The following is a 19,931-nucleotide window of genomic DNA, read 5'->3' on the forward strand; positions in this document are numbered from 1 at the left end:
GCTAGCCAGGCACCCTCGCACGATCGGAGACGTTGCAGCCGGATGGAGCGGACGTGATGCCAGGACAGCCGACCGGTACAGAGGCGGCATGCGCCCAGTGCGGCTCGACCGTGCGCGCCAACGCGCCCTATTGCGCCGCCTGCGGCGCGGTGATCACCAATCGTCAACCGCACCAGTCGGTCTCCTACAGCGCCACCGCACCCACCGCCGCTGCCGCGCATACCTCGATCACGGCACCGGTGCCTGCTGCAGCTCCCGTGGTCGTCGATGCCGGCGGTGGGGTGCGTTGCTGCGCCATGCTGTTGGACCTAGCCGTCATGGTGAGTCCCGCGCTGCCGCTGACCGCCGCCGCAGCGGTACTCGCCTGCGCGGAGGTGGTCTATGTCGTGGTGCCGGTAGCGGTGGTGGCGGTCTGGCTGTGGATGCAGATCTGGCAGGGCTTCACCGGCCTCACTTTCGGCAAGGCGATGCTGGGCCTCCGGCTGATCCGCACCCGCGATCAGCGGCCGCCCGGGTTCATCACCTGCATGCTGCGCAGCGGGATCTTCGCGGCAACTGCAGGCGTGGCCGCACTACCGGTCGTGACGGGGTCGACGTTGCAGGACGGTTGGCATGATCGGCTGAGCGGCTTGGGCGTGATCGATGTGACATTGGGCGCCAACCCACTGGGCGCGCCGCAACAAACGACGCTGCGGGCGACCACACACCGGGGCCTGAACAAGGTCGCCTCCCCCGTTCCCTTGGCCTCTCCGGGACGGCGCTAATGCACCTGAAGTTCGTCCTGCGGCGCGACGACGGCACGCGGGCCCAAGTCGCGGTTACCGCCGACGCCACCGCATCGGTGTCCGATCTTGCCACCGCCCTCGCCACGGGTGACCCCGAGCGGCATGGCGCTCAACCCAAGAGCCCGCTGACCCTCAAACTCGAGCACACGGCCTTCGACACCGGGGCAACCGGCCGGTTACTCGAGCCCTCGCGCAGCCTGATCGAATCGGGGATCCGCTCGGGGTCGACCGTCAGTATCGCCAAAGCGGGTGTCGTTGCACAACGGACCCGGCGCGGCCGCTCGGTTGCCGTACTGCGCGTCCTTCACGGTCCGGATGCCGGCCGTGAATTCTCGCTTGCTCCCGGCAATTCCGTCATTGGCACCAACCTGACCAGTGACGTCATGCTGACTGATCCGGGTATCGCCGGCGTGCACGCCGCCGTCGTCGTCGGGGAAAGCATCGAGATCTCCAACCTCGCCGGACCGACCGGCATCATGGTGGGAGGACAGGCGGTCCAGCGCGCGACCGTCGGCGTCAACGACGTGATCCAGTTGGCCGGTACATCGGTGGCGATCCTGCCGACCGTACGGCCTGGGGCCGCCCAAACCGACAGCGTCGCGATCGAGTTCAACCGATCGCCGCGAGTCGTTCCACAGTTCGCCGAGCGCGTCTTCAAGGCGCCGCGCCCACCGCAGCGGCCAGAACCCGCACACCTGCCGGTCTTGTCGATGCTGGCGCCGTTGGTACTCGGACTCGGACTGCTGCTGGTCAGCCGCAATCTGCTCTCGATATTGTTTGTCGCGCTGAGTCCCCTGTTGATGGTCGGCATGTACATCGACACTCAGTGGCAGACCCGCAAGAAGCGTCGCCAGGAGATCGCCCGATTTGCGGAATCATTGCGGCATTTGGCTTCTGATCTCACCAGTGTTCAGCGAGTAGAGCGTGCCGTGCGCTGCGCCGAGACGCCGGCACTCGCCGAGGTCGTTGAGGCCATCCACCGACTCGGGCCACTGCTGTGGACCCACCGGCCTGAACATCGCGACTTTCTGTCTATCCGACTTGGGTTGGGTGATGCGCCATCGCGGTGCCGGATCGAGAACTCTGGCGAGTACGACGCCGAACCCGAATATGCCCAACAGATAACGGAATTGACGGAGCAGTTCAGTCTCATCAGCGACGTACCTGTGGTGGCCGATCTCCGTGAGTGCGGCGCCCTGGGTGTGTGCGGCCCGCGCGCAGTGGTCGACGGTGTGGCGCGCGGCATCGTGATGCAGCTGATCGGGTTGCACTCCCCTGCCGATCTGACCGTGACGGCATTTTGTTCGCCTGCATCGAGAACGTCATGGGAGTGGCTGGAATGGCTGCCCCACACGGGGTCGCTCCTGAGCCCGTTGGAGGGTCTCCATCTCACCGACAGCGCCAACGGTGGTCAGGCCCTGCTGGCCAGGCTGGAGGATCTGGTCAAGAAGCGCACAGCGGAGGGCCAGGACCTCGGGGATCGTTCCTACGGGGCGATCACCGACCAGTTCGGGCTGGGCACCGACACTCGACCACCACTGGTTCTGCCAGCTGTTGTGGTTCTGGTGGATGACACCGCTCCCATTGACCGCGCGCGCCTCACCCGTCTGGCCGAGCGGGGTGCTGACGCCGGTGTTCACGTGATCTGGGTTGCCACACAGGTCGCCAGCGTGCCCTCGGCATGCCGCACGTTCGTCCTGATCGAAAACGAGACGTCGGGTTCGACGGTAGGAGAGGTGCGCCGCGGGCGGCATACCTATCCGGTGGCCTGTGACGGTATCGACGTCGCCGACGCCAAGCAGATTGCCTTGTTGCTCGCGCCGGTCGCCGATGTCGGTGCCGCTGTCGAAGACGCCACTGATCTACCGCGCTCGGTCAATTATCTGAGCCTGTCCGGCACCGCGCTGGCCGCCGAGCCAGCAAGCGTGGCACGCCGGTGGCTAGCCAATGATTCGGTGGCCAATCGCGATGGACAACCCGTCCTGCGCAACGCTCGGCCCGGCACTCTGCGCGCGTTGGTGGGCTCCACCGGCGTCCAGGACTTTCACCTCGACCTGCGCGAACACGGCCCACACGCGCTCGTCGGCGGCACGACCGGGTCCGGTAAGAGCGAGTTTCTGCAGACCTGGGTGCTGGGCATGGCAACGGCACACAGCCCCGACCGGGTCAACTTCCTCTTCGTCGACTACAAGGGTGGAACCGCATTCGCCGACTGCGTGGACCTGCCTCACGCAGTCGGCTTGGTGACCGACCTCTCTCCGCATCTGGTGCGCCGGGCACTGACCTCATTGGGCGCCGAGATTCGGCGCCGGGAAAGGCTGCTGAACCTCAAGCGCGCCAAGGACCTTGTGTCGCTGGAACGAAGTGGTGATCCCGACACACCGCCGAGCCTGGTGATCATCGTCGACGAATTCGCGGCACTTGCCACCGAGGTTCCCGAGTTCGTCGACGGCGTCATCGACGTGGCGCAACGCGGGCGTTCGCTGGGCCTGCATCTGATTCTGGCAACCCAACGCCCCGCGGGCGTGATCCGTGACAACCTGCGCGCCAACACCAACCTGCGGATCGCGCTGCGGCTGAACGATGTTGACGACTCGATGGACGTCATCGACGACCCGCTGGCTGCCCATTTTCCACCTGAGATCCCCGGTCGAGTTGCCGCCAAGACCGGACCGGGCAGGTTGACGACGTTCCAGGCCGGCTACGTCGGAGGGTGGTCCGGCGACCAACCGGATCGTGCACCGATCGACATCTCGGAGTTCGTCTTCGGGCGTCGCCGGCCCTGGAACACCGATGGCGCCACGGGCGCGCTGCCGACGTCCGGCGTTCCCACCGATATCGCCCGAATGGTCGCGACGACGCGAGCGGCCGCCACCCAGTTGCACCTGCCCACCCCGAGGCGGCCGTGGCTGCCGCCGCTGGAGCCGGTCTATGCCCTCGAGTCGATGACTGCGGATGTCGGTGACGGCAAGCTGGTCATCGGTCGCACAGACTCACCGGCGGATCAGACTCAGCCCATCGGGGTATTCTCGCCGGACGACGACGGCAACATGGCCGTATTGGGCACCGGCGGATCGGGCAAGTCAACTGCCCTGTGCACCTTGGCAATTGCCGCCGCCCTGTCACCCGATCAAGGGCCGACGCACGTCTACGGGGTGGATTTCGCATCCGGCAGTCTGCGGATGCTCGAGCCGCTGCCCCACGTTGCGGCCGTGGTCGGGGGCGAGGATGAGGAGCGTCTGGGGCGGTTGTTGCGCCGACTGTCCGCGGTCCTCGACGAGCGCTCACGGTCCTTCACCGCGGTGAACGCGGCGACTATCGCCGACTACCGACGCGCCACCGGACGCCCGGAATCACGGATCCTGTTGTTGATAGACGGCATTGCGGCGTTCCGGGAAGCCTACGAGCATGTGGCCCAGTCGCCGATATTCCCGATGTTCAGCCAGTTGGCATCCGACGGGCGCCGCCTTGGCATTCACGTCGTAGTGACCGCCGACCGTCCTGGGGCGCTGTCGATCTCATTGGCCGCGACCATCCAACGCAGGTTGGTTCTGCGCCTGGCGGCCGACGACGACTACAGCATCGCAGGAGTGCCGAAGGACATCCTGTCGTCGGCCTCACCTCGTGGCCGCGGAATCATGGACGGCCAGGAAGTCCAGGTCGCGATCCTGGGCGGAGACGCCAACGTCGCCGTGCAAGCGCGCGCCATCGAGTCCCTGGCCGACCAGATGCGTGAAGCGGGCTATCCCGAAGCCGAGCCGGTACAGCGGCTGTCCGAGCACATCGATCTTGCTGCTCTTGCGGCCCTCGCCGACAACGGCAGCCCGGCGATCGGGATTGCCGATGAATCGCTGGCACCCGTCGGTGTTTCGCCCCGAGGTGTTTTCATGGTGACCGGGCCTCCCGGAAGTGGCCGCAGCACTGCGTTGTTGACCTTGGCGCAGGCGGTGCGCCGTAGCAGCTCATCGGCCCAGATCGTTCATCTGGCTCCCGCGAACAGCACTATCGGGGGGATGGCGGTGTGGAGCCGATCGGCGGTCGGGACAGACGCGGTCTGGCAAACGGCGGAGGACCTGATCGCATCGGCGGCGGACGTGTCGTCGTCACCGCTGATGGTCGTCATCGAATCCGTCACCGATTTCAGCGGAACCGATGTCGAGTCGGTGATGGGCCGCCTGATCAAGACACTGGCCGACGCATCGGCGTTCGTGGTAGGCGAAGCGGAGTTGTCAACTTGGTCGCAGGCATGGCAATTGGGCCAACCATTCAAGTCGCCGCGGCGCGGATTGATCCTGGCACCCGGCGCGGGCGACTCCGACACCCTGCTCAGCACGTCGATCGGGCCCATTCGGCGCCAAGACTTTCCGCCAGGTCGTGGAGTACTCATCGAGAAGGGCAAAGGCATATGGCTGCAGTTGGCGCAACCCTCCATCTAGATGAACGGCGAAAGTAGCTCGACGACAGTGGGTTACAACGGAGCCGACGTTGACCAACTCCGCCAGGCCGCCAACCAGTTCGAGCGGATGGCCAGCTCCGTCGAGGCCACGACGCGATCTCTGCACAGCCTGGTCAACAATGCCGGCCAGTGGCTGGGCGCCGACGGCGACCGCTTCCGAACGGCGTGGAACGACCGGTCGGCCCGCACCTTGCAGACCGCGGCGGCGGCACTGCGTCAAGGTGCGATCGATCTCCGCCGGAATGCCGATGAACAAGAAGTGGTCAGCACCGCCGGCGCAGGCAGTGCCCCCACCAACAGCGCCCAACTGTTCGAGCACATCAAGAACAGCGAGCGCGATTCCGATGGGGTCCGGATTGAGAAGGTGCTCGGAGCCGACGGTGCCACTCGCCTCATCGTGTACTTCAAAGGCCAGGATTCCACCGACAATCGCACCCTGCTGCGGAACGCTCCGTTGCTGCTCGGGTATGTCGATGCAGACGTTACGGCCAAGATCGACGAAGCCCTTAGTGCTTGCCCCGACGGGTCCGGCACTGACGTCATGCTGGTCGGGTATAGCCAGGGCGGGCTGGACGCCCAGAACATCGCGGCATCCGGCAAGTACCACGTGACCACGTTGATCACCTACGGATCGCCCCTGGTGCAGGCCGACATCCCCGGAGTGCAGGCTGTGCATCTGCGGGCCGACGGGGATGCGGTTCCCGCACTCGGCGGTCTGGCCAGGGAGGTTGAAGACGTTGTGCTGACATCCGGACCGGCCACCGTGATTCCCACCGGCAACCCGCTGGTTCAGGCGGTTACCCACGCGGTCGTCGATGCGGTCACCGGACAGGCACCATCTACCGCGAATCACTTCGATGCTGATCCAGGCTTGGCCGATCGAAGTCCGCTCAACGTTCATAGCCATGGCTATCCGGCAGTGGCACAGAGCTTCGACAATTCCACCGACCCGCGTTGGGGGGCAGTCAAGGCAAGTATGGAAAAGTTTCAGGGTGTCATCGTCACCGCCGCCGACTAGCGCAGCCGTGTCCGGCTGGAACGACCCCAACCAGCCGCCTGCCACCGACCCTCGCTCCAGAACCGTCCTCACTGCGGCAGCGGTGGCTCTGACACTGATCGTCTTGATCGCCCTGACGACGGTGGTGCTGACAACACGCCATCGGTCCGCGGCGCCGGGGTCATCCGAAGGCGCGGGGACATTGCAGTTCTCGCCGGCCAATACCGCAGGGCCGCAACCATTCACCGCACCTGTGGTGGTCGCCTCGGCGCTGCCGCCCACCGGAGCCCCGGTCAACAATGCCGGATCAGCCCACCAGGGGCCGGTATCCGTCGAACGCGACGTGCGATTGGTATCGGGCATTCAGCCTGGCTTGTTCGCGACGATCGGAAGTGAGCTCCCCTGCGACGCGGCGGCGATGGCCAATGACCTGGATTCCCATCCCGACGCCGCCCACGCCTGGGCTACTGCACTTGGCCTGACGCCCCAACAGATTCCGTACTATCTCAACACGTTGACCCCGGTGATACTGGCGGCCGACACGTGGGTCACCTCGCACCGCCTCGCCGGTGACAAGGCGACGCCGTTCCAGACGGTGCTCCAGACCGGTGACGCGATCCTGGTTGACCCGGTCGGCGTTCCGCGGGTGCACTGCGCCGGTGGGCGCCCGCTGCGCCCTCCTGATGACACCAACATCACCACCCTGGTGGCCGCCAATGGTGATCCATGGCCCGGATACTCGCCGCATACGGTGGTGGCCGTCGCCTACGCCGCAGCCAAACAGGTGACTCCGATTCACGAGTTCGTCCTGGTTGATCTGAACTCCGGGGAGGCCGTGACACGCAAGGCCGGTGGAACGATCAGCCTGGGGCCGCCGCCGACGGGAGTCGGTGCGCTGCCCGACCCGGTGGCGGCGAACATGCCTCCCCCACCCGCGGGCAAGGAGCCGCCACGCTGACACACGGCGGTGTCGATCGTTCGGATGAACCGGCACCTTTACCCTCGGCCAAGGACCCCTGCCTGGAATACAGTTGCTCCAGCGCTTCAGCAAACGATTAAGCACATCACCTCAGGAGGTACTACCGATGGCACGTATGGGAATGGATGTCGAGCAAGTCGAACAGTCCGGACGTCAGCTCAAAAGCCACGCTGCCTCGATCGGCAATCTTGTGTCACAGCTCGACAAGCTGGTGCAGGGTTTGACCGGGATCTGGGACGGCCCTGACGCGCAGCGTTTCGTCAACGAGTGGTGGCCGCAGCACCGCCGCTCACTGACCGCCGCTCAGCAGGAGATCGACGGGCTTGGTCAGTCCGCGCTCAACAACGCTACCGAACAGCGCAACGTTTCGGGTCGCTGAGGCAGGCAGCAGGGCGATCTGATCACCCTGCACGCTAGGAAAGAGTTGGTGCAGAAAGGATTCCCTTGATGGCGCAGATGGGCATGGACGTCGATCAGGTCGAGCAGACCGGGCGTCAACTCCAACAACACGCCGCATCGATCGGCACCCTGGTCGCCCAGCTGGACAAGGTCGTCAACGCCCTTCCCACGGTATGGGAGGGACCGGACGCCCAGCGATTCGTCCATGAATGGTGGCCGCAGCATCGCCGGTCGTTGACGTCCGCCCAGACCCATATCGAGGGGCTCGGCCAGTCCGCACTCAACAATGTCTCTGAGCAACGCCAAGCGAGTACTGCGAGCAGTTCGGGCGGGTCGGCACCGTCTTCCGCGTCGGCCGCCGCATCCAGTGCCGTCGCAGCGGGGCACACCGCAACAGCCGACGGCGCTGCGTCAACGGCGCAGTCGGCAGCGGCAGACAGGTTCGTGGCCCAGTGGCAGGGCAAGTTCATCGACCCTGATCGCAGTTACGGCGCGCAATGCTTCGATGTGTTCCGTCAGTACAGCAACGAGGTTGTGGGCGCTACGCCTGGAATCGCGACCGATAGTGTTGCGGCGTCGGACATCTACAACCATTACGACACCAATGGTGTCGCTCAGTACTACGACAGGATCCCCGCCGGCCAGGGCCAGCCCCAGGCGGGCGACATCGTCGTCTACGGTAGCGGCCAGTATGGGCACGTGGCGCTCGTGACCGGTGTCGACGGCAACAAGTACTCGGTGCTCGAGCAGAACTACACCTGGCAGGACGGCATCTCCGGCAACGACCCGGCTGCTGTGCACACCTATGCGTTCAGCGACAAGAACAACGGCCAGATATTGGGATACCTACGCCCCAAGAGTGTGAAGGCCTAGCGACACTGCACCGAAATCTGCTGCTGGGCAGGGATTATCGATAGATCGTCACTGCCACGGCCGGCACTGCCGAAGGTGGTCGCTCCAGTCAATAGGGCCCAGACGATATAGGCAGAGAGCGCAACGACGATGGCCACGGTCACCGCCAGCACAGCGAGGATGGCCTTGTGTCTCGGGGCCAAGGCGCTGCGATGGGGTCTGCTGGCCGAGCCCGCGAGTGTTGTTCGTGGCGCGATCGGCATGACTCTCGACGGCCCGGTGCGGAAGGAACCTTGTGAGTTCTGCGGATTGGAGATCGACGCGCTCGAATTCTGCCGCCCCCGGCGGGCTTGTCGTTCGTCGTCGATACGGCACCACGGACATACCGAGGCGTTAACCGGATGCTGGTGGTCGGGGTTTCGGACGCAGCGGGCGAGTCGAATACGCCCTAGCGCAGCCCGCCATTCCCATGCCGCGGGTCGAAGGCCGGGGTCCTGCGCTCCGGCCGTGAACGCTCGGAAGAACAGCTGCTGGAGCTCGTCGGGTAGGAACCTCACCGACGGTGCCAGTGGGTGGGTGTGCAACCGGGAATTCGGGCCGCCGGCCCACTCCCCGGATCGGGCTAACGTGAGCGCGTCCGGTTGGTGCCCGGGGCCACGCCACTCGCCCCGCATGAACGGATGATTGCCCTCCAGCAGGAGTTGATGGATGTGCACCGCAAGCGCGAACAGGTCGGCGGTCTGCTGTCGCGCTTGGACACGCAGGTCCACCCCCGTCAACTCGGGTGCGGTGAATTCCGGGCGGCCTACCGCACAAAGGTAGCGTCGGCCGGCTCGGTCGCTGAACTGCATCGAATCGCAGTCCACGAGTGTCACTTCGGTGGTGTCGGCAACCAGGATGTTGCGTTCTTGGAAGTCACCGATCACCGCGTCGACGCGGTGCACCACCTCGACCGCCAGGCAAAGGTTGGCTGCCACGTTCACCAGGTGACCCCAACTTACGTAGCGAGTCCACTGGGGTGCCTTGGGAAGTGGATCTCGTCGGTTCGAGGGATTGCTGATGGTGTGCAGTTCGACCGATGTGGCCGTGTCGATGCGCGGCATGACGTACCCGACAGGGCATGAAGCGTCGAACAGAACATGCAGCGGCCAGGTCAGGACGACCAGTCCGTCAGGCTGCATTGCTCCCGCCGGCGGCGACTGAACCATCGCAGCCACCTTGGCGAGCTTGTCCTCAAGTCCGGTGAGTGTGGGATGAAAAACCTTTGCGGCCCAGTCGGGGCGGCTGGCCAGTCCGAAAATGGTTCCTTCACCAGTTGCCCCGGACAGCGGCGGACCTAACACCACCGACTGACCAGTGTCGAGCCGCAGCGACGCGGCTCCCGCCGTCACCACCTTCCCGCACCCGCCCAGTGGACGCCGTGACGGCAATCCACTGCGCTAAAGTCCACAGCCGTCTGCGCCGGGCGCGTCATAGGCGATACCTCTTCTGCCAACAGTGATGAACGAATATTCTCACCACCCCAGCGACGCGCTCCCGGCAAGCCCCTTCAACCGCCCAACCGGCGCGCGAAGGCCCCTCAGTACGACGATCGTCGTTCGAACGGAGGACATCCCAATGGCAGCTGCCGACCTAGAATGCGCACCAGACCATCCGGCCGCCAGCAACTCTCGGCCGTGCCGATCCAGACGTCCAGGGGGCTCGTGGTGAGTGACAACCCGTCCACCAGACACGGGAGACCCCTTACTAACAACACCGGTGAAGCAACCGAAATGGTTCACGGCTCGGGACTAGCAGCTGATCGCGTCCACCGAGCGAACGTGACCCGCGACGCGACTTCTGGCGTGCTGCTGGCAGTCGCACTGATCTTGCCGTGGAGTCTGAGCTTCGGCAGCGGAGTGCCGGGTAGCAACGGCTGGGTCTACCTCGCGGTGATACTGGCGACCCTGATGTCCGGCTGCGCATTGTTTCTCACCTATGCCCGACGGCAGGTTGGCTTCGAGGATCGTGTCACCGCGGAGCAGACAGATCGGGCACGGCTGATACTCAACCTGCCGTACCTCCTCGTGGTGACGGGGTTCGTGGCTTACGCGATCGTCCAGGCGGTGCGTGATAGCGGCCCGGCGGAGGTGCCACCCGGTGTGGGGCCGGGTGCGTGGACCGGGTTGGCCGGCAGCCTCCTTGCCGCCCAACCAGTCTTGGCAGATGCGAACACAATCCCTGACCGCTTCGGGCGGTGGGTCGGAATCACCCGCATCCTCGGACTCTTGGCGCTGACACTGGCGACCCTGGCCACGCTGTTCAATCTCTACCAACGGACGCGCTCGGTGATTCCCCACCTTGGTGATCCGGCCACCGGCGGCCAGAGCCTCACCGTACTCGCCACAACAATCATCTACGGGGCCGTCGCGCTGCTACCCGTTCTGATCGCCTCACGCTGGCTGCTGCAGGACGAGCACGTCAGTCACCTGACCACAATCGTCTTGGGCGGCGCCACCGTGGCTGCCGGTGTGGTGGTGTGGGGCGCGGAGATTGGCCGGGAGATCGACTCGTTTCACGGCATCGCGCAGACCACCTCGACCACGTCGGTCGGGTTCGAAGGCTACGTGGGCTGGGTGGCCGCCGCGGCGATCCTTGCGCCAAGTGTGTTGCTCTCGCACTACACCGTCGAGGTAGCCCCTACGGCGGCCTGGCGAAAATTGACTCGAAACTGCCTGCTCCTGATCGCCGCCTGGAGCGCAGGATCTGTTGCGCTGCGCATCACGGACCTGTTCGTCGCAGCCAACCTGCACATTCGGTACTCGACGTACGACACGGTGGTGTTGATGGTCGTCGACGCGATCTGTGCAGTCGCGGCACTGTGGTTGCGCATGAACCTGGTCAACAGCACATTACGCAGGAGCGTGATCGTGATGACATCAGGAGCCGTTCTAGCGCTGACGTTTTCACGAATCGTTCTCGGCATCGTCCTTGCTCCGCGGATGGACTACGGACCGACCTACCGACCGCCGTATAACCCCGTCTACGGCAACGACCTGGCACATCAGATCACTAGCAGCTTCGATGTCGTGGTCTGCATCCTCTCGCTGGCCGTGCTGGCGGTCGTGATCACGGGAGCACAAAAACTCGGACGACGGATAGACCCACCGGTGGCGCATGACGATGCTGCGGCGCCGCAGCATGTTTGGCAGCCAGCACCCTCGACGGGACCTTCACCCCAAATAGTGCGGCATGCGCCCCGCGCGAGCACCTACGCAGCGTCTCCTACACCCGTACACCCCCTGCCGGCGTCCGACCCCCCAACCACGCCGAGGATCTTCCGTGCATCCGATGGCAGTAGGGAACCAACTCACTTGGGCTCTCCGCCAACATATTCGACGCCCGCGATGTCTGCCGCGACGCCAAGAATCGCCCGGCCTGGCCACGCCGCAACGCTGCCGGAGTCAGAGACAGTCGACACAGAGCCCGCCGACCCGGACACACCGCGGTCAAGCGCCGCCCAGATCCTGGAGCAATCCAGCAAGAGGTTCGCAGCTGGGACCACGTACACAGGCGGCGAGCGACGAGACACACCGGGCCATCGGCACCTCTAAAAGACGCGATCCGACCGATCGGATCGAAACCACCGCAGGCATAGTCGCCCGGACCGACTGATCGCGAAGGAGAGACCGCCGTGGCTCAAGGTCTGCCCATCGCAATCCTCATCGGCCTGGTCATCGGCGCTGTGGTCAATTCCACGACTCGAAAGTTACGCCAGGCGCGTTTGATCGGACTCGGAATTGGCCGCACAGTCGCGGGTTTCGTCATCGGAGTCGCGATCGGCGTGCTGGTGTCCGACGCGTTTAGTGTCAGCAGTTGGATGCTCATCCTGATACCGGCGACTCTAGGCATCGCCGCGCCGCTCGCACTGACCCAGCTCGTATGGCCCAGATTCGAAAGCCCCGAGGTCCCAAACGCCGGATCTCCGAGGGCAGTCGGTGTCTTGGCATGCGGCTCGCCGATCTATCCCGTCATCGGCTAACAACACAAAGTCAGCCGGTAGCTGACGAGACAGGTGTGCGCAGCGCTCGTTGCGACGGAGCCCGCGATTACAATGCGTAACAACCCGAGTCGGTGATATTCAGAAGCCGGCACGCGTCCTGCCTCCCGTATCGTCTGGTCACTGGAGTTCGAATCGGCGGCCGGGTCGTGTATCAGACTCGGACGTATCCCAAGCGGCCTGCATGTGGGTCTGCTACAAACAAGCATGCGTTTCAATCCGCCACCGGGCTGGCCTGTGCCGCAGCCTAACTGGGAACCCCCACCCGGGTGGACTCCCGATCCGGCCTGGCCGCCTGCACCAGCTGGCTGGCAGTATTGGATTGAGGCCGCCACCCCCTCTGTCAAGCAGCCTTGGGCACCGCTCGTACGCGGCTTACCTGCCGGCCTTTCGTCGCGACCGCGTCGGTGGGGTGTCGCGGCCGCCGTCGCCCTGTTGGTGGTCGGTGGAGGCGGCGGGCTATTCGGTTGGCTCCGATACCAGAATGAGCAGGAGATGGTCTCCTCGCTGACCACTATTGACGTTCAGGGCACGGAGTACACCGGAATCGACGACGTCACAACGGCACCTGATGGGACGCTGTATGTTCTGACCGGGGCCGGGGATCAGCTCGTTCCAGCCGATATCGCGGTCTTGAAAGTCGACCTGGCCACGGGATCGTCGCAAGCGCTTCCTATCCCAGCCGACGCGTTTCCACCTTCCCGTTCGATGTCCGCGCGCTCGCTGGCGGTCGCGGCGGACGGATCGGTCTTCACCGGGTCACATCTTTGGAATCCACACGCTGGGACTACTCAGTACGTCACCTCCGAGAGCGTTAGCCACGCGGCATTCGACGCTCGCGGCGAGCTCGCTTACGCCGTGTCGGTCGAGGATAGGAACAACAACTATCGAGCAACGACGACTATCTACCGCGAGTCGAGAGCAGGCGAGCCCCAGGTTCTCGCAGCGGTTCCCGGCACCGCCAACGGGCTCGCGTTCGATTCAAACGCTCAGGTGCTGCTTCACATCGACGCGACCATTGGGTGGGGCGACAACTCTAAGGTTCTGCGCATCTCCGACGACGGCGATCTCGAACCTCTGGAAATCGAAGACATTGACGCGAGCTCCGGTATTGCCGTCGATAACGTGGGGAGGCTCGTATACGTGTGCACCGATCAACATGCCATGTGTATACGGACGCCGGATGCTCCAACCTCAACTCGACTGGATTTCACGGCTGTTCGGCCCATGTGGACCTCCGATGAAGCTGTGCGCGTAGCGGGCTTCGACCTCACCACCTGGTTGCCGGATGGCAAGGCGCTCGCAGTAACCCCTGTCCGGGGCAAGCGGGTTGTTGTTGTCGCGCGGCCGTAGTGGCTGGAACGCTCTCCTACTGCCGGAGATAGATGGTAGGAGAGGTGTTTCGTTGGCCTGCCCGATGTTGGGAGCGCGCGCCGTCCTGACCGCCCTCTCCATCGTTTGTGGGTGTCCACGGTGAAAGCTTTGGGTGCATGACGAGCAGAAAGATGCGCCACACATAGCGACACCGACCCGTTGCAGCCAAAACTTGGGCTACCACCTAGGCCGGTCGGCGCACGTAGGTGCTGCCACCGTGCATGCGGGATTTTCGTGTCGTCCGTTGGTACTAATCGGATCTAGTTGGGCAACAGAAGGACGGCCGCGGTGCTATACCGATCCCGTGACCAACGACTTGCCCCCAAGCAGGTTCGGTGCCGGCTACACAGTGGGCGGCCGGCCAGCGACTCCTCCAGCTCAGGGGCAGTCGCCGGAACGATCCCCGTATCCTGCCACGCCGACACCAGCGCGTGCTTCTCCACCGAATCATTCTGCCGCAGGTTCTAATCCGATGCTGCGTGGAGGAGTTCCGCCGTCTTGCTACCCCTCATCAAGCCGCGAGCACCCAAGCGGCTACCCACCGGCACAGCCCGCCGACTTCGTAGCGAGGCTGCGCTCAAACAAGCTCCTCCTCCATCTGGCGGCGGGCACAGTTGGCGGTGCAGTGGGTGCACTACTTGCCGAAGTGATCGGCCAAGAGCCAACCCGGGGTGCATTCACGGCGGTGATGGAAACGGGATTCTGGTCGTGCATATTCACCAGCGTCATCGCTACTGCACTCTTCGTCTCCGATAAGTGGCATCAGCGAAAGGATCTACAGCCTCGCCGCCTCGCCCTGATCTGGCTCTACGGAGCTGGCGCGGGCTTTGTGGCGGGGGCTGTGGCCCAGAGCGTGTTCACTCTCGACATCGGCAGTTTCGATTTCAAAAACTATGTACTGCGGACTTTCTGCTGGGGAATCGCTGGCGCACTGATCGGCTGTTTACTCTCTCGTACCGTGCCCAATCTCAGCATGCCGAAAGGGACACTGGCCGGGTTCGTCGGGGGCTGCCTTGGCGGCATTGGCTTTGTTCTTGTCTCCAACCAGCTACCTGACATGTTGGGACGCCTTGTGGGCATTTCCATCTTGGGCCTGGCACTGGGCCTCGCAATGTTTCTGGTAGAGAGCCTCTTCCGTGAGGCGAGTCTGGAGATAATCTGGGCTCCGAACGAGACAACGCGGGTGACGATCGGGGCAGAACCCATCTCGGTCGGCGGAGATCGAGAAGATGACGTCGTTGTTCGTGGGTTACCGCCGTGCGTCTCATCGATCGTGCTCCATAATGGCCGGGTCGAGCATATCGAGAACTACACAGCAAACCGAACCACACTTGCCGACGGCAGCCAGTTGCAAATCGGCCCAATACATCTGATTGTCCACGCGCACCGCTGATGAGCCTCGTCGGTTGACTGTCGTACCGGACCAGTTCACATGGCCACACGACACGGGTTCCTGACAGTGCCCATCAATCATTGTCGTTGTCGCAACAATTGTCGTTGTCGCAACAAGGTGATCGGCGTTTCGAGCGCATCCTCCCGAGCCATCCCCGATATGGCTACAGGGCCAGACGACTGCTTGTCCGCCGTTCGTATGAATCCGCCTTGGGACGGAGCTCACAACCTCGAGTACGGGGATAGAGTCCGCCTATGCAGCAGGGTCGGCATGATACGCAGTCGCGGGGACATGATCGGGGCAGCCTCACTCCACGGGCAATATCTGCAGGACTTGCCTTAGTCCTCCTCGGGTGCGGTGTCTCAGCGCCGGCCCATGCCAACCAAACCGGTCTGCAGTTGTCGATCTACATCCAGCGTGGATTTGCCTACGGCACCGAGATCGGCCCCGACCATTTCCAGCTCGGTCGCACCGCGAATGGACATTGGTCAGCCGACCTCGGATTGAGCTGGAATACCACTGACGGCTCGATCATCTGGGGGCATGAGTCCTCAACCGTCCTCGACGGCAACGGGAACAGCGTCTATTCCGCCGCCCAGAGCGTCAACGGATTCGCGGAGAGCGGTCACTGGAAGTTTTCGATCAAGGCGCCGGGTCAGTACACCTACGTCGTCGACGTGGACACCAAGCAAGGTCAGCATCTTCACGGCGAGCAGCCATTCACAGTCGACCCCTAATCCGGGATCCTGGACTGGTCGTGGCGGCCCTTCTCGCTCCTCTGGTCAGGCCGTCTGCGGCGCCGCCACGACTAAATCGATTGCAGCATCAAGATGTTCGCCCTGAGATGACCTCAAGCAACGCGCCGTGAATCTGATCCCACACGGCTTTGGGATCGGCACCCTTAAGCACTTCAATGGTCAGGATCGGTATTCCGCGATCGCGTCCTACGTATGAGCCCAACGAACCCGGCGTAGGGGCGAACGCACTTGATTCCTCTACCGGCAAGGTGCTAAGTGCTGAAAACCTCTCCGCCAGTCGGCGAGCCGGGCCGTCGAAATTGAGGAACTGCCGTCCCTGCCAAGAGTGCGTGACGATTACCAGATCCGGGTGGAGTCGGCCGACGGTGTCGTAGATCGCCCGCGATTCAGGTTGGCTCAATGGTTGTGAGCCGTACGCGGCGTTGGAACTATCGAAGTTCGTCGCGGGGAAATTCCGGTTGATGTCAACGCCGTTGGCGTTGGTCCTTGTGTGCGAAGCCCTCCCGTCAGGGTTCGCGTCTTCAAGGATGGTCAGTGTGACCGCGCCTTCCAAACCAGCCTCGATGAACGCTGCAGGCAGTTGCGCTGCCGAGAAGGCGCCTTCGGCCTCGTCCCCGTGAATACCACCGATGAAGAGCACGCGGCGAGGTCCGGCACCGATGGTTCGTGCCCGAATCGGGCGACCTTGCACCGACGTACCAACCACTTGCCAATCGCTGATAGCCGCGGTGATCGATGAGGTCGGCACAGCTACCGGCGATGTGCCAGCGCTGACCGTTGCGGCGGAAGCGGGATCGACAGAATCGGCCGGAGCCGGTGAGCTGCAGGCAGAAAGCCCCATCTGGGCCGCAAACAACGCAAGGGCCGGCAGCAGAGACGCGACAAACCTCAACGTGTGAAGCTCAGCACGGCGGTATCGCGGCCGCATTGACACTCATGTATACCGAGTTCACGTAAGCACCGTTGTCGAGCCGATACCAGACGGCACTGGTGCCGTGTCCCGCACTGGAGCGAATGTCACCAGACTGCTGGCAGGCAAGAGTTACCGTCGCGCCATCGCGCAGATCGTCCGGATAGAGCCGCGGTGCAACGGTATAGGGCGCAGTCCGCTGTTTGACACCGCAGCTTCCTCCTTCGTCACACGTACCGACGATCACTCCGATCGCAGGTTGCAGTGCAGGTTGCGCACTTATCACAGGTGGCAAGCTCGGGACACTGCTGGTGTATGGCGCCGGCCAGTCGTCAGTGGGCACCTTGTTCTCGGGGCTCACGACGACGGTTGTGGTCGGACCCGCGGTTGCCGGGGTGTGGTTGTGATGGATGAGTTGTGGCTTGCCGGTGGCGGTTTGGCCGCCGAGGGCCCTCACCGGGTAGCGGTCCGGTTGGGGATGGTCATCGCCCGTGCCGGTGAAGGCACGATCTTCGAGATCGAGGGTCACCCACACTGGGTGGCCAAGGTCTTCCACGACGACCTCAACGACCGCCACCTCAAATGCGCCAAAGTCGCCGCCATGGTCGACTCACCCCCACCCGGAGCCGTCCAGTCCGACGGATTCGCCGTACTGACCTGGCCACTACACACCCTGGTCGGCCCCACCGGACCCACCGGTTACGTCATGCACCGCATCGACACCTCCAACGCCGTGGAAATCCACACCATCAGCAACCCCGCCAACCGCGCCAAACCCCTACCCACAGCACCACAATGGACCCCCCACGTCACCTGGCTACACCTGGTCAACGTCGCGGCCAACCTCTGCCTGGCCGTCGAAGTCGTCCACCGAGTCGACGCCGTGATCGGCGACTTCCAAGAACGCAACATCCTGGTCAACGACACCACCCGAGTCACCCTCGTCGACTGCGACTCCATGCAATTCACCGACACCACCGGACACCAATACCTCTGCGGCGTCGGCCGCCCCGAATTCACCGCCCCCGAACTCGCCGGACTCAACCTAGCCACCACCGCCCGCCACAAACCCTCCGACCTGTTCGCCCTGGCCGTCCACATCCACCTGCTACTGATGGCCGGCAACCACCCCTTCCTCCGCGGCACCTGGACCGGCCCCGGCGAACAACCCGACGCCATGAGCCTGGCCAAATCCGGATGGTGGGCAGGCGGACCCAACTCACCCCTGCACACCCACCCCGTGGCCCCACCACCACAATTCCTACCCGACAACATCCAACGACTCTTCTACCGCGCCTTCACCACCGGAGCACACGACCCCGCCAGCCGCCCCACCGCCCACGAGTGGCGCACCGCACTCCAAGGCCTACAAATCCGCACCTGCCCCCACGGACACCAAGTCCCCGTCGAAACCGAACACTGCCCCTGGTGCCACATCGACACCCAACGCACCGCCCGCAAAGCCCAACACACCTACACCACAACAACCCAACCCCACCAAACCGTCTACCCCGTAACCACCACCACCACAGACCCCACACCACCCACCACCACACCCCCACGCAACACCACCAAATACCTCCTCGCCGCCGCCGCCATCCTCGCCATCCTCATCACCACCATCGTCGTGACCACCAACCGCACCACCACCACAACAACCGCCACCACCATCACCGCAACCGCCACCGCCACCGCCATTCCCGACTGGGAGACGGCAACAACCACCACAAGAGCAAGTGGACCAACGGTGTCACCGAACGCTCTCAACGTCAGCGTGCCCATGAGCCACCCACCCTGCGACGGCTTGGGGATCGTCGTGCTCGCCAACGCGGTCACCCCCGGGCGATACGACTCGGAGATCCAGCGCGCTCTCGACGCGTATCCGGGTTCGTCGTACCTCAGGACCGACGAGTCGTGTGCGTCACTTCGCAAACGCGACGACGCCGGCAACCCGATCTACGCGGTGTACCGCCCAGCCGGGCGAACTGTCGGTGACATCTGCGCCGCCGTGCGGGCAGCCGGCGGGAACGCCTACGGCAAATGGCTCGACATGACCACAGATCCGAAGTACATGATCCCATGCTGAGACGTAAGGGTTGGGCCGCAATGATTTCCACGATCAACGACTCACATTGCTCCGCCGAGAAGGCCGAATCCGTATGGTGAGCGCCATGGATGGCGTGGCGCCCACACCGGCAATACCACCGGGCGACGGTATCGACCGCCGCAGCTTGTTCCGGCTGGCAGGTGCGGTCAGCCTCGCAACCGCTGTCAGCGCCTGCTCGGCCGAGCCTCGACAAGATCCCGGCTCACCGTCGGCAACGGGCCCGACAGAAGCGGTGCCGGCACCGAGCAGTCCCCCACCCGGCCCATCAGCGCCGGTGCCGGTATCCGAATCTGCTTCTGAGTTGTGCCGCGAGGCCTGGGGCGCCTTACCTCCCCGTCCCGGCGGCATACCCCAGACGCCGAGCAAGATGACGATCCACCACACAGCGGTGGTCCTCGGCGACAACAGCAATGCCCCGGGACGGCTTCGCCAACACCAGCATTACCACCAGGACTCCAAGGGCTGGATCGACATCGCCTATCACATCAGTGTCGACCGTCACGGCAACATCTATCAGCTGCGTGACCCTCATCTCGTCGGTGACACCGCGACCAGCTACGACCCCACCGGGCATTTTCTCGTCGTCTGCGAAGGTAACTTCGACGAAGAGGAGGTGAGCGAGGCTCAATTGCACGGCGCGGCAGTTGCTTTCGCCTGGGCTGCACAGCAGTTCGGCATCTCCACCGACACCCTGGCCGGGCACCGGGACGTCAGCCACGACACTGCCTGTCCCGGTGCCAGTCTGTACGCGCACGTGACCTCCGGAGACCTCAAGCAACGAATCGACGCTCTGATGGCGGCAGGCCGGGTCGACCTCACGACGATCTGCGGACCCGAGGCCGCTGCCATCGTCGCCGACATCGAAGCAGGCCGGCGCTGAAC

At 64.1% G+C, this 19,931-nt stretch carries 15 protein-coding genes; 13 read left to right on the plus strand and 2 right to left on the minus strand.

Annotation, left to right across the window (positions count from 1 at the left end):
- The first annotated feature begins 56 nt into the window (after nucleotides 1-56).
- The 6 genes from HBE64_RS14635 to HBE64_RS14660 all read left to right on the plus strand — a co-directional run bounded on the left by HBE64_RS14635 (nucleotide 57) and on the right by HBE64_RS14660 (nucleotide 8,489).
- Complete coding sequence (locus tag HBE64_RS14635; RefSeq protein WP_167103412.1) at nucleotides 57-764, plus strand: RDD family protein; 708 nt, start codon at nucleotides 57-59, stop codon at nucleotides 762-764.
- Nucleotides 764-5,221: an FtsK/SpoIIIE domain-containing protein gene (locus tag HBE64_RS14640; protein WP_167103415.1), complete on the plus strand. Its 4,458-nt coding sequence runs from the start codon at nucleotides 764-766 to the stop codon at nucleotides 5,219-5,221. The genes HBE64_RS14635 and HBE64_RS14640 overlap by 1 nt, the downstream gene beginning before the upstream one ends.
- Nucleotides 5,222-6,259, plus strand: a complete 1,038-nt coding sequence (locus tag HBE64_RS14645; RefSeq protein WP_167103418.1) for a hypothetical protein — start codon at nucleotides 5,222-5,224, stop codon at nucleotides 6,257-6,259.
- A gap of 82 nt (nucleotides 6,260-6,341) precedes the next feature.
- Entirely contained in the window at nucleotides 6,342-7,196 is an 855-nt protein-coding gene (locus HBE64_RS14650; RefSeq protein WP_167103421.1) for a DUF6777 domain-containing protein, read from the plus strand.
- Between the two features lie 127 nt (nucleotides 7,197-7,323).
- Entirely contained in the window at nucleotides 7,324-7,596 is a 273-nt protein-coding gene (locus tag HBE64_RS14655) for a WXG100 family type VII secretion target (RefSeq protein ID WP_243841325.1), read from the plus strand.
- A gap of 68 nt (nucleotides 7,597-7,664) precedes the next feature.
- The gene (locus tag HBE64_RS14660; protein WP_167103424.1) at nucleotides 7,665-8,489 is read left to right on the plus strand and encodes a CHAP domain-containing protein; all 825 of its coding nucleotides are present in this window, start codon (nucleotides 7,665-7,667) and stop codon (nucleotides 8,487-8,489) included.
- Here the strand turns inward: HBE64_RS14660 and HBE64_RS14665 are convergent.
- Nucleotides 8,486-9,862: a hypothetical protein gene (locus tag HBE64_RS14665; RefSeq protein ID WP_208300480.1), complete on the minus strand. Its 1,377-nt coding sequence runs from the start codon at nucleotides 9,860-9,862 to the stop codon at nucleotides 8,486-8,488. The genes HBE64_RS14660 and HBE64_RS14665 overlap by 4 nt on opposite strands.
- Before the next feature lie 426 nt (nucleotides 9,863-10,288).
- Here HBE64_RS14665 and HBE64_RS14670 point away from each other — a divergent pair, with 426 nt between their 5' ends.
- From HBE64_RS14670 to HBE64_RS14690, 5 genes are all read left to right on the plus strand, one after another.
- On the plus strand, nucleotides 10,289-12,061 hold the full coding sequence (locus HBE64_RS14670) for a hypothetical protein (RefSeq protein WP_167103427.1): 1,773 nt from the start codon (nucleotides 10,289-10,291) through the stop codon (nucleotides 12,059-12,061).
- Between the two features lie 80 nt (nucleotides 12,062-12,141).
- Nucleotides 12,142-12,489, plus strand: coding sequence for a hypothetical protein (locus HBE64_RS14675; RefSeq protein ID WP_167103430.1), 348 nt, complete (start codon nucleotides 12,142-12,144; stop codon nucleotides 12,487-12,489).
- Nucleotides 12,490-13,002: 513 nt separating this feature from the next.
- Nucleotides 13,003-13,860: a hypothetical protein gene (locus HBE64_RS14680; RefSeq protein WP_167103433.1), complete on the plus strand. Its 858-nt coding sequence runs from the start codon at nucleotides 13,003-13,005 to the stop codon at nucleotides 13,858-13,860.
- Between the two features lie 646 nt (nucleotides 13,861-14,506).
- Entirely contained in the window at nucleotides 14,507-15,274 is a 768-nt protein-coding gene (locus tag HBE64_RS14685) for a hypothetical protein (protein WP_167103436.1), read from the plus strand.
- Nucleotides 15,275-15,672: 398 nt separating this feature from the next.
- The gene (locus tag HBE64_RS14690) at nucleotides 15,673-16,011 is read left to right on the plus strand and encodes a hypothetical protein (RefSeq protein WP_208300481.1); all 339 of its coding nucleotides are present in this window, start codon (nucleotides 15,673-15,675) and stop codon (nucleotides 16,009-16,011) included.
- An 88-nt stretch (nucleotides 16,012-16,099) separates the two neighbouring features.
- Here HBE64_RS14690 and HBE64_RS14695 read toward each other — a convergent pair whose 3' ends face one another.
- The gene (locus tag HBE64_RS14695) at nucleotides 16,100-16,924 is read right to left on the minus strand and encodes a M14 family zinc carboxypeptidase (protein ID WP_208300482.1); all 825 of its coding nucleotides are present in this window, start codon (nucleotides 16,922-16,924) and stop codon (nucleotides 16,100-16,102) included.
- A gap of 424 nt (nucleotides 16,925-17,348) precedes the next feature.
- Between HBE64_RS14695 and HBE64_RS14700 the strand changes: the two genes are divergently transcribed.
- Together HBE64_RS14700 and HBE64_RS14705 are read left to right on the plus strand one after the other, a co-directional pair.
- The gene (locus tag HBE64_RS14700) at nucleotides 17,349-19,028 is read left to right on the plus strand and encodes a hypothetical protein (RefSeq protein WP_167103446.1); all 1,680 of its coding nucleotides are present in this window, start codon (nucleotides 17,349-17,351) and stop codon (nucleotides 19,026-19,028) included.
- 388 nt (nucleotides 19,029-19,416) lie between these two features.
- Complete coding sequence (locus HBE64_RS14705) at nucleotides 19,417-19,929, plus strand: peptidoglycan recognition family protein (RefSeq protein WP_167103449.1); 513 nt, start codon at nucleotides 19,417-19,419, stop codon at nucleotides 19,927-19,929.
- Nucleotides 19,930-19,931 lie beyond the last annotated feature (2 nt).

It is taken from the genome of Mycobacterium sp. DL592 (assembly GCF_011694515.1).
Classification (GTDB): domain Bacteria; phylum Actinomycetota; class Actinomycetes; order Mycobacteriales; family Mycobacteriaceae; genus Mycobacterium.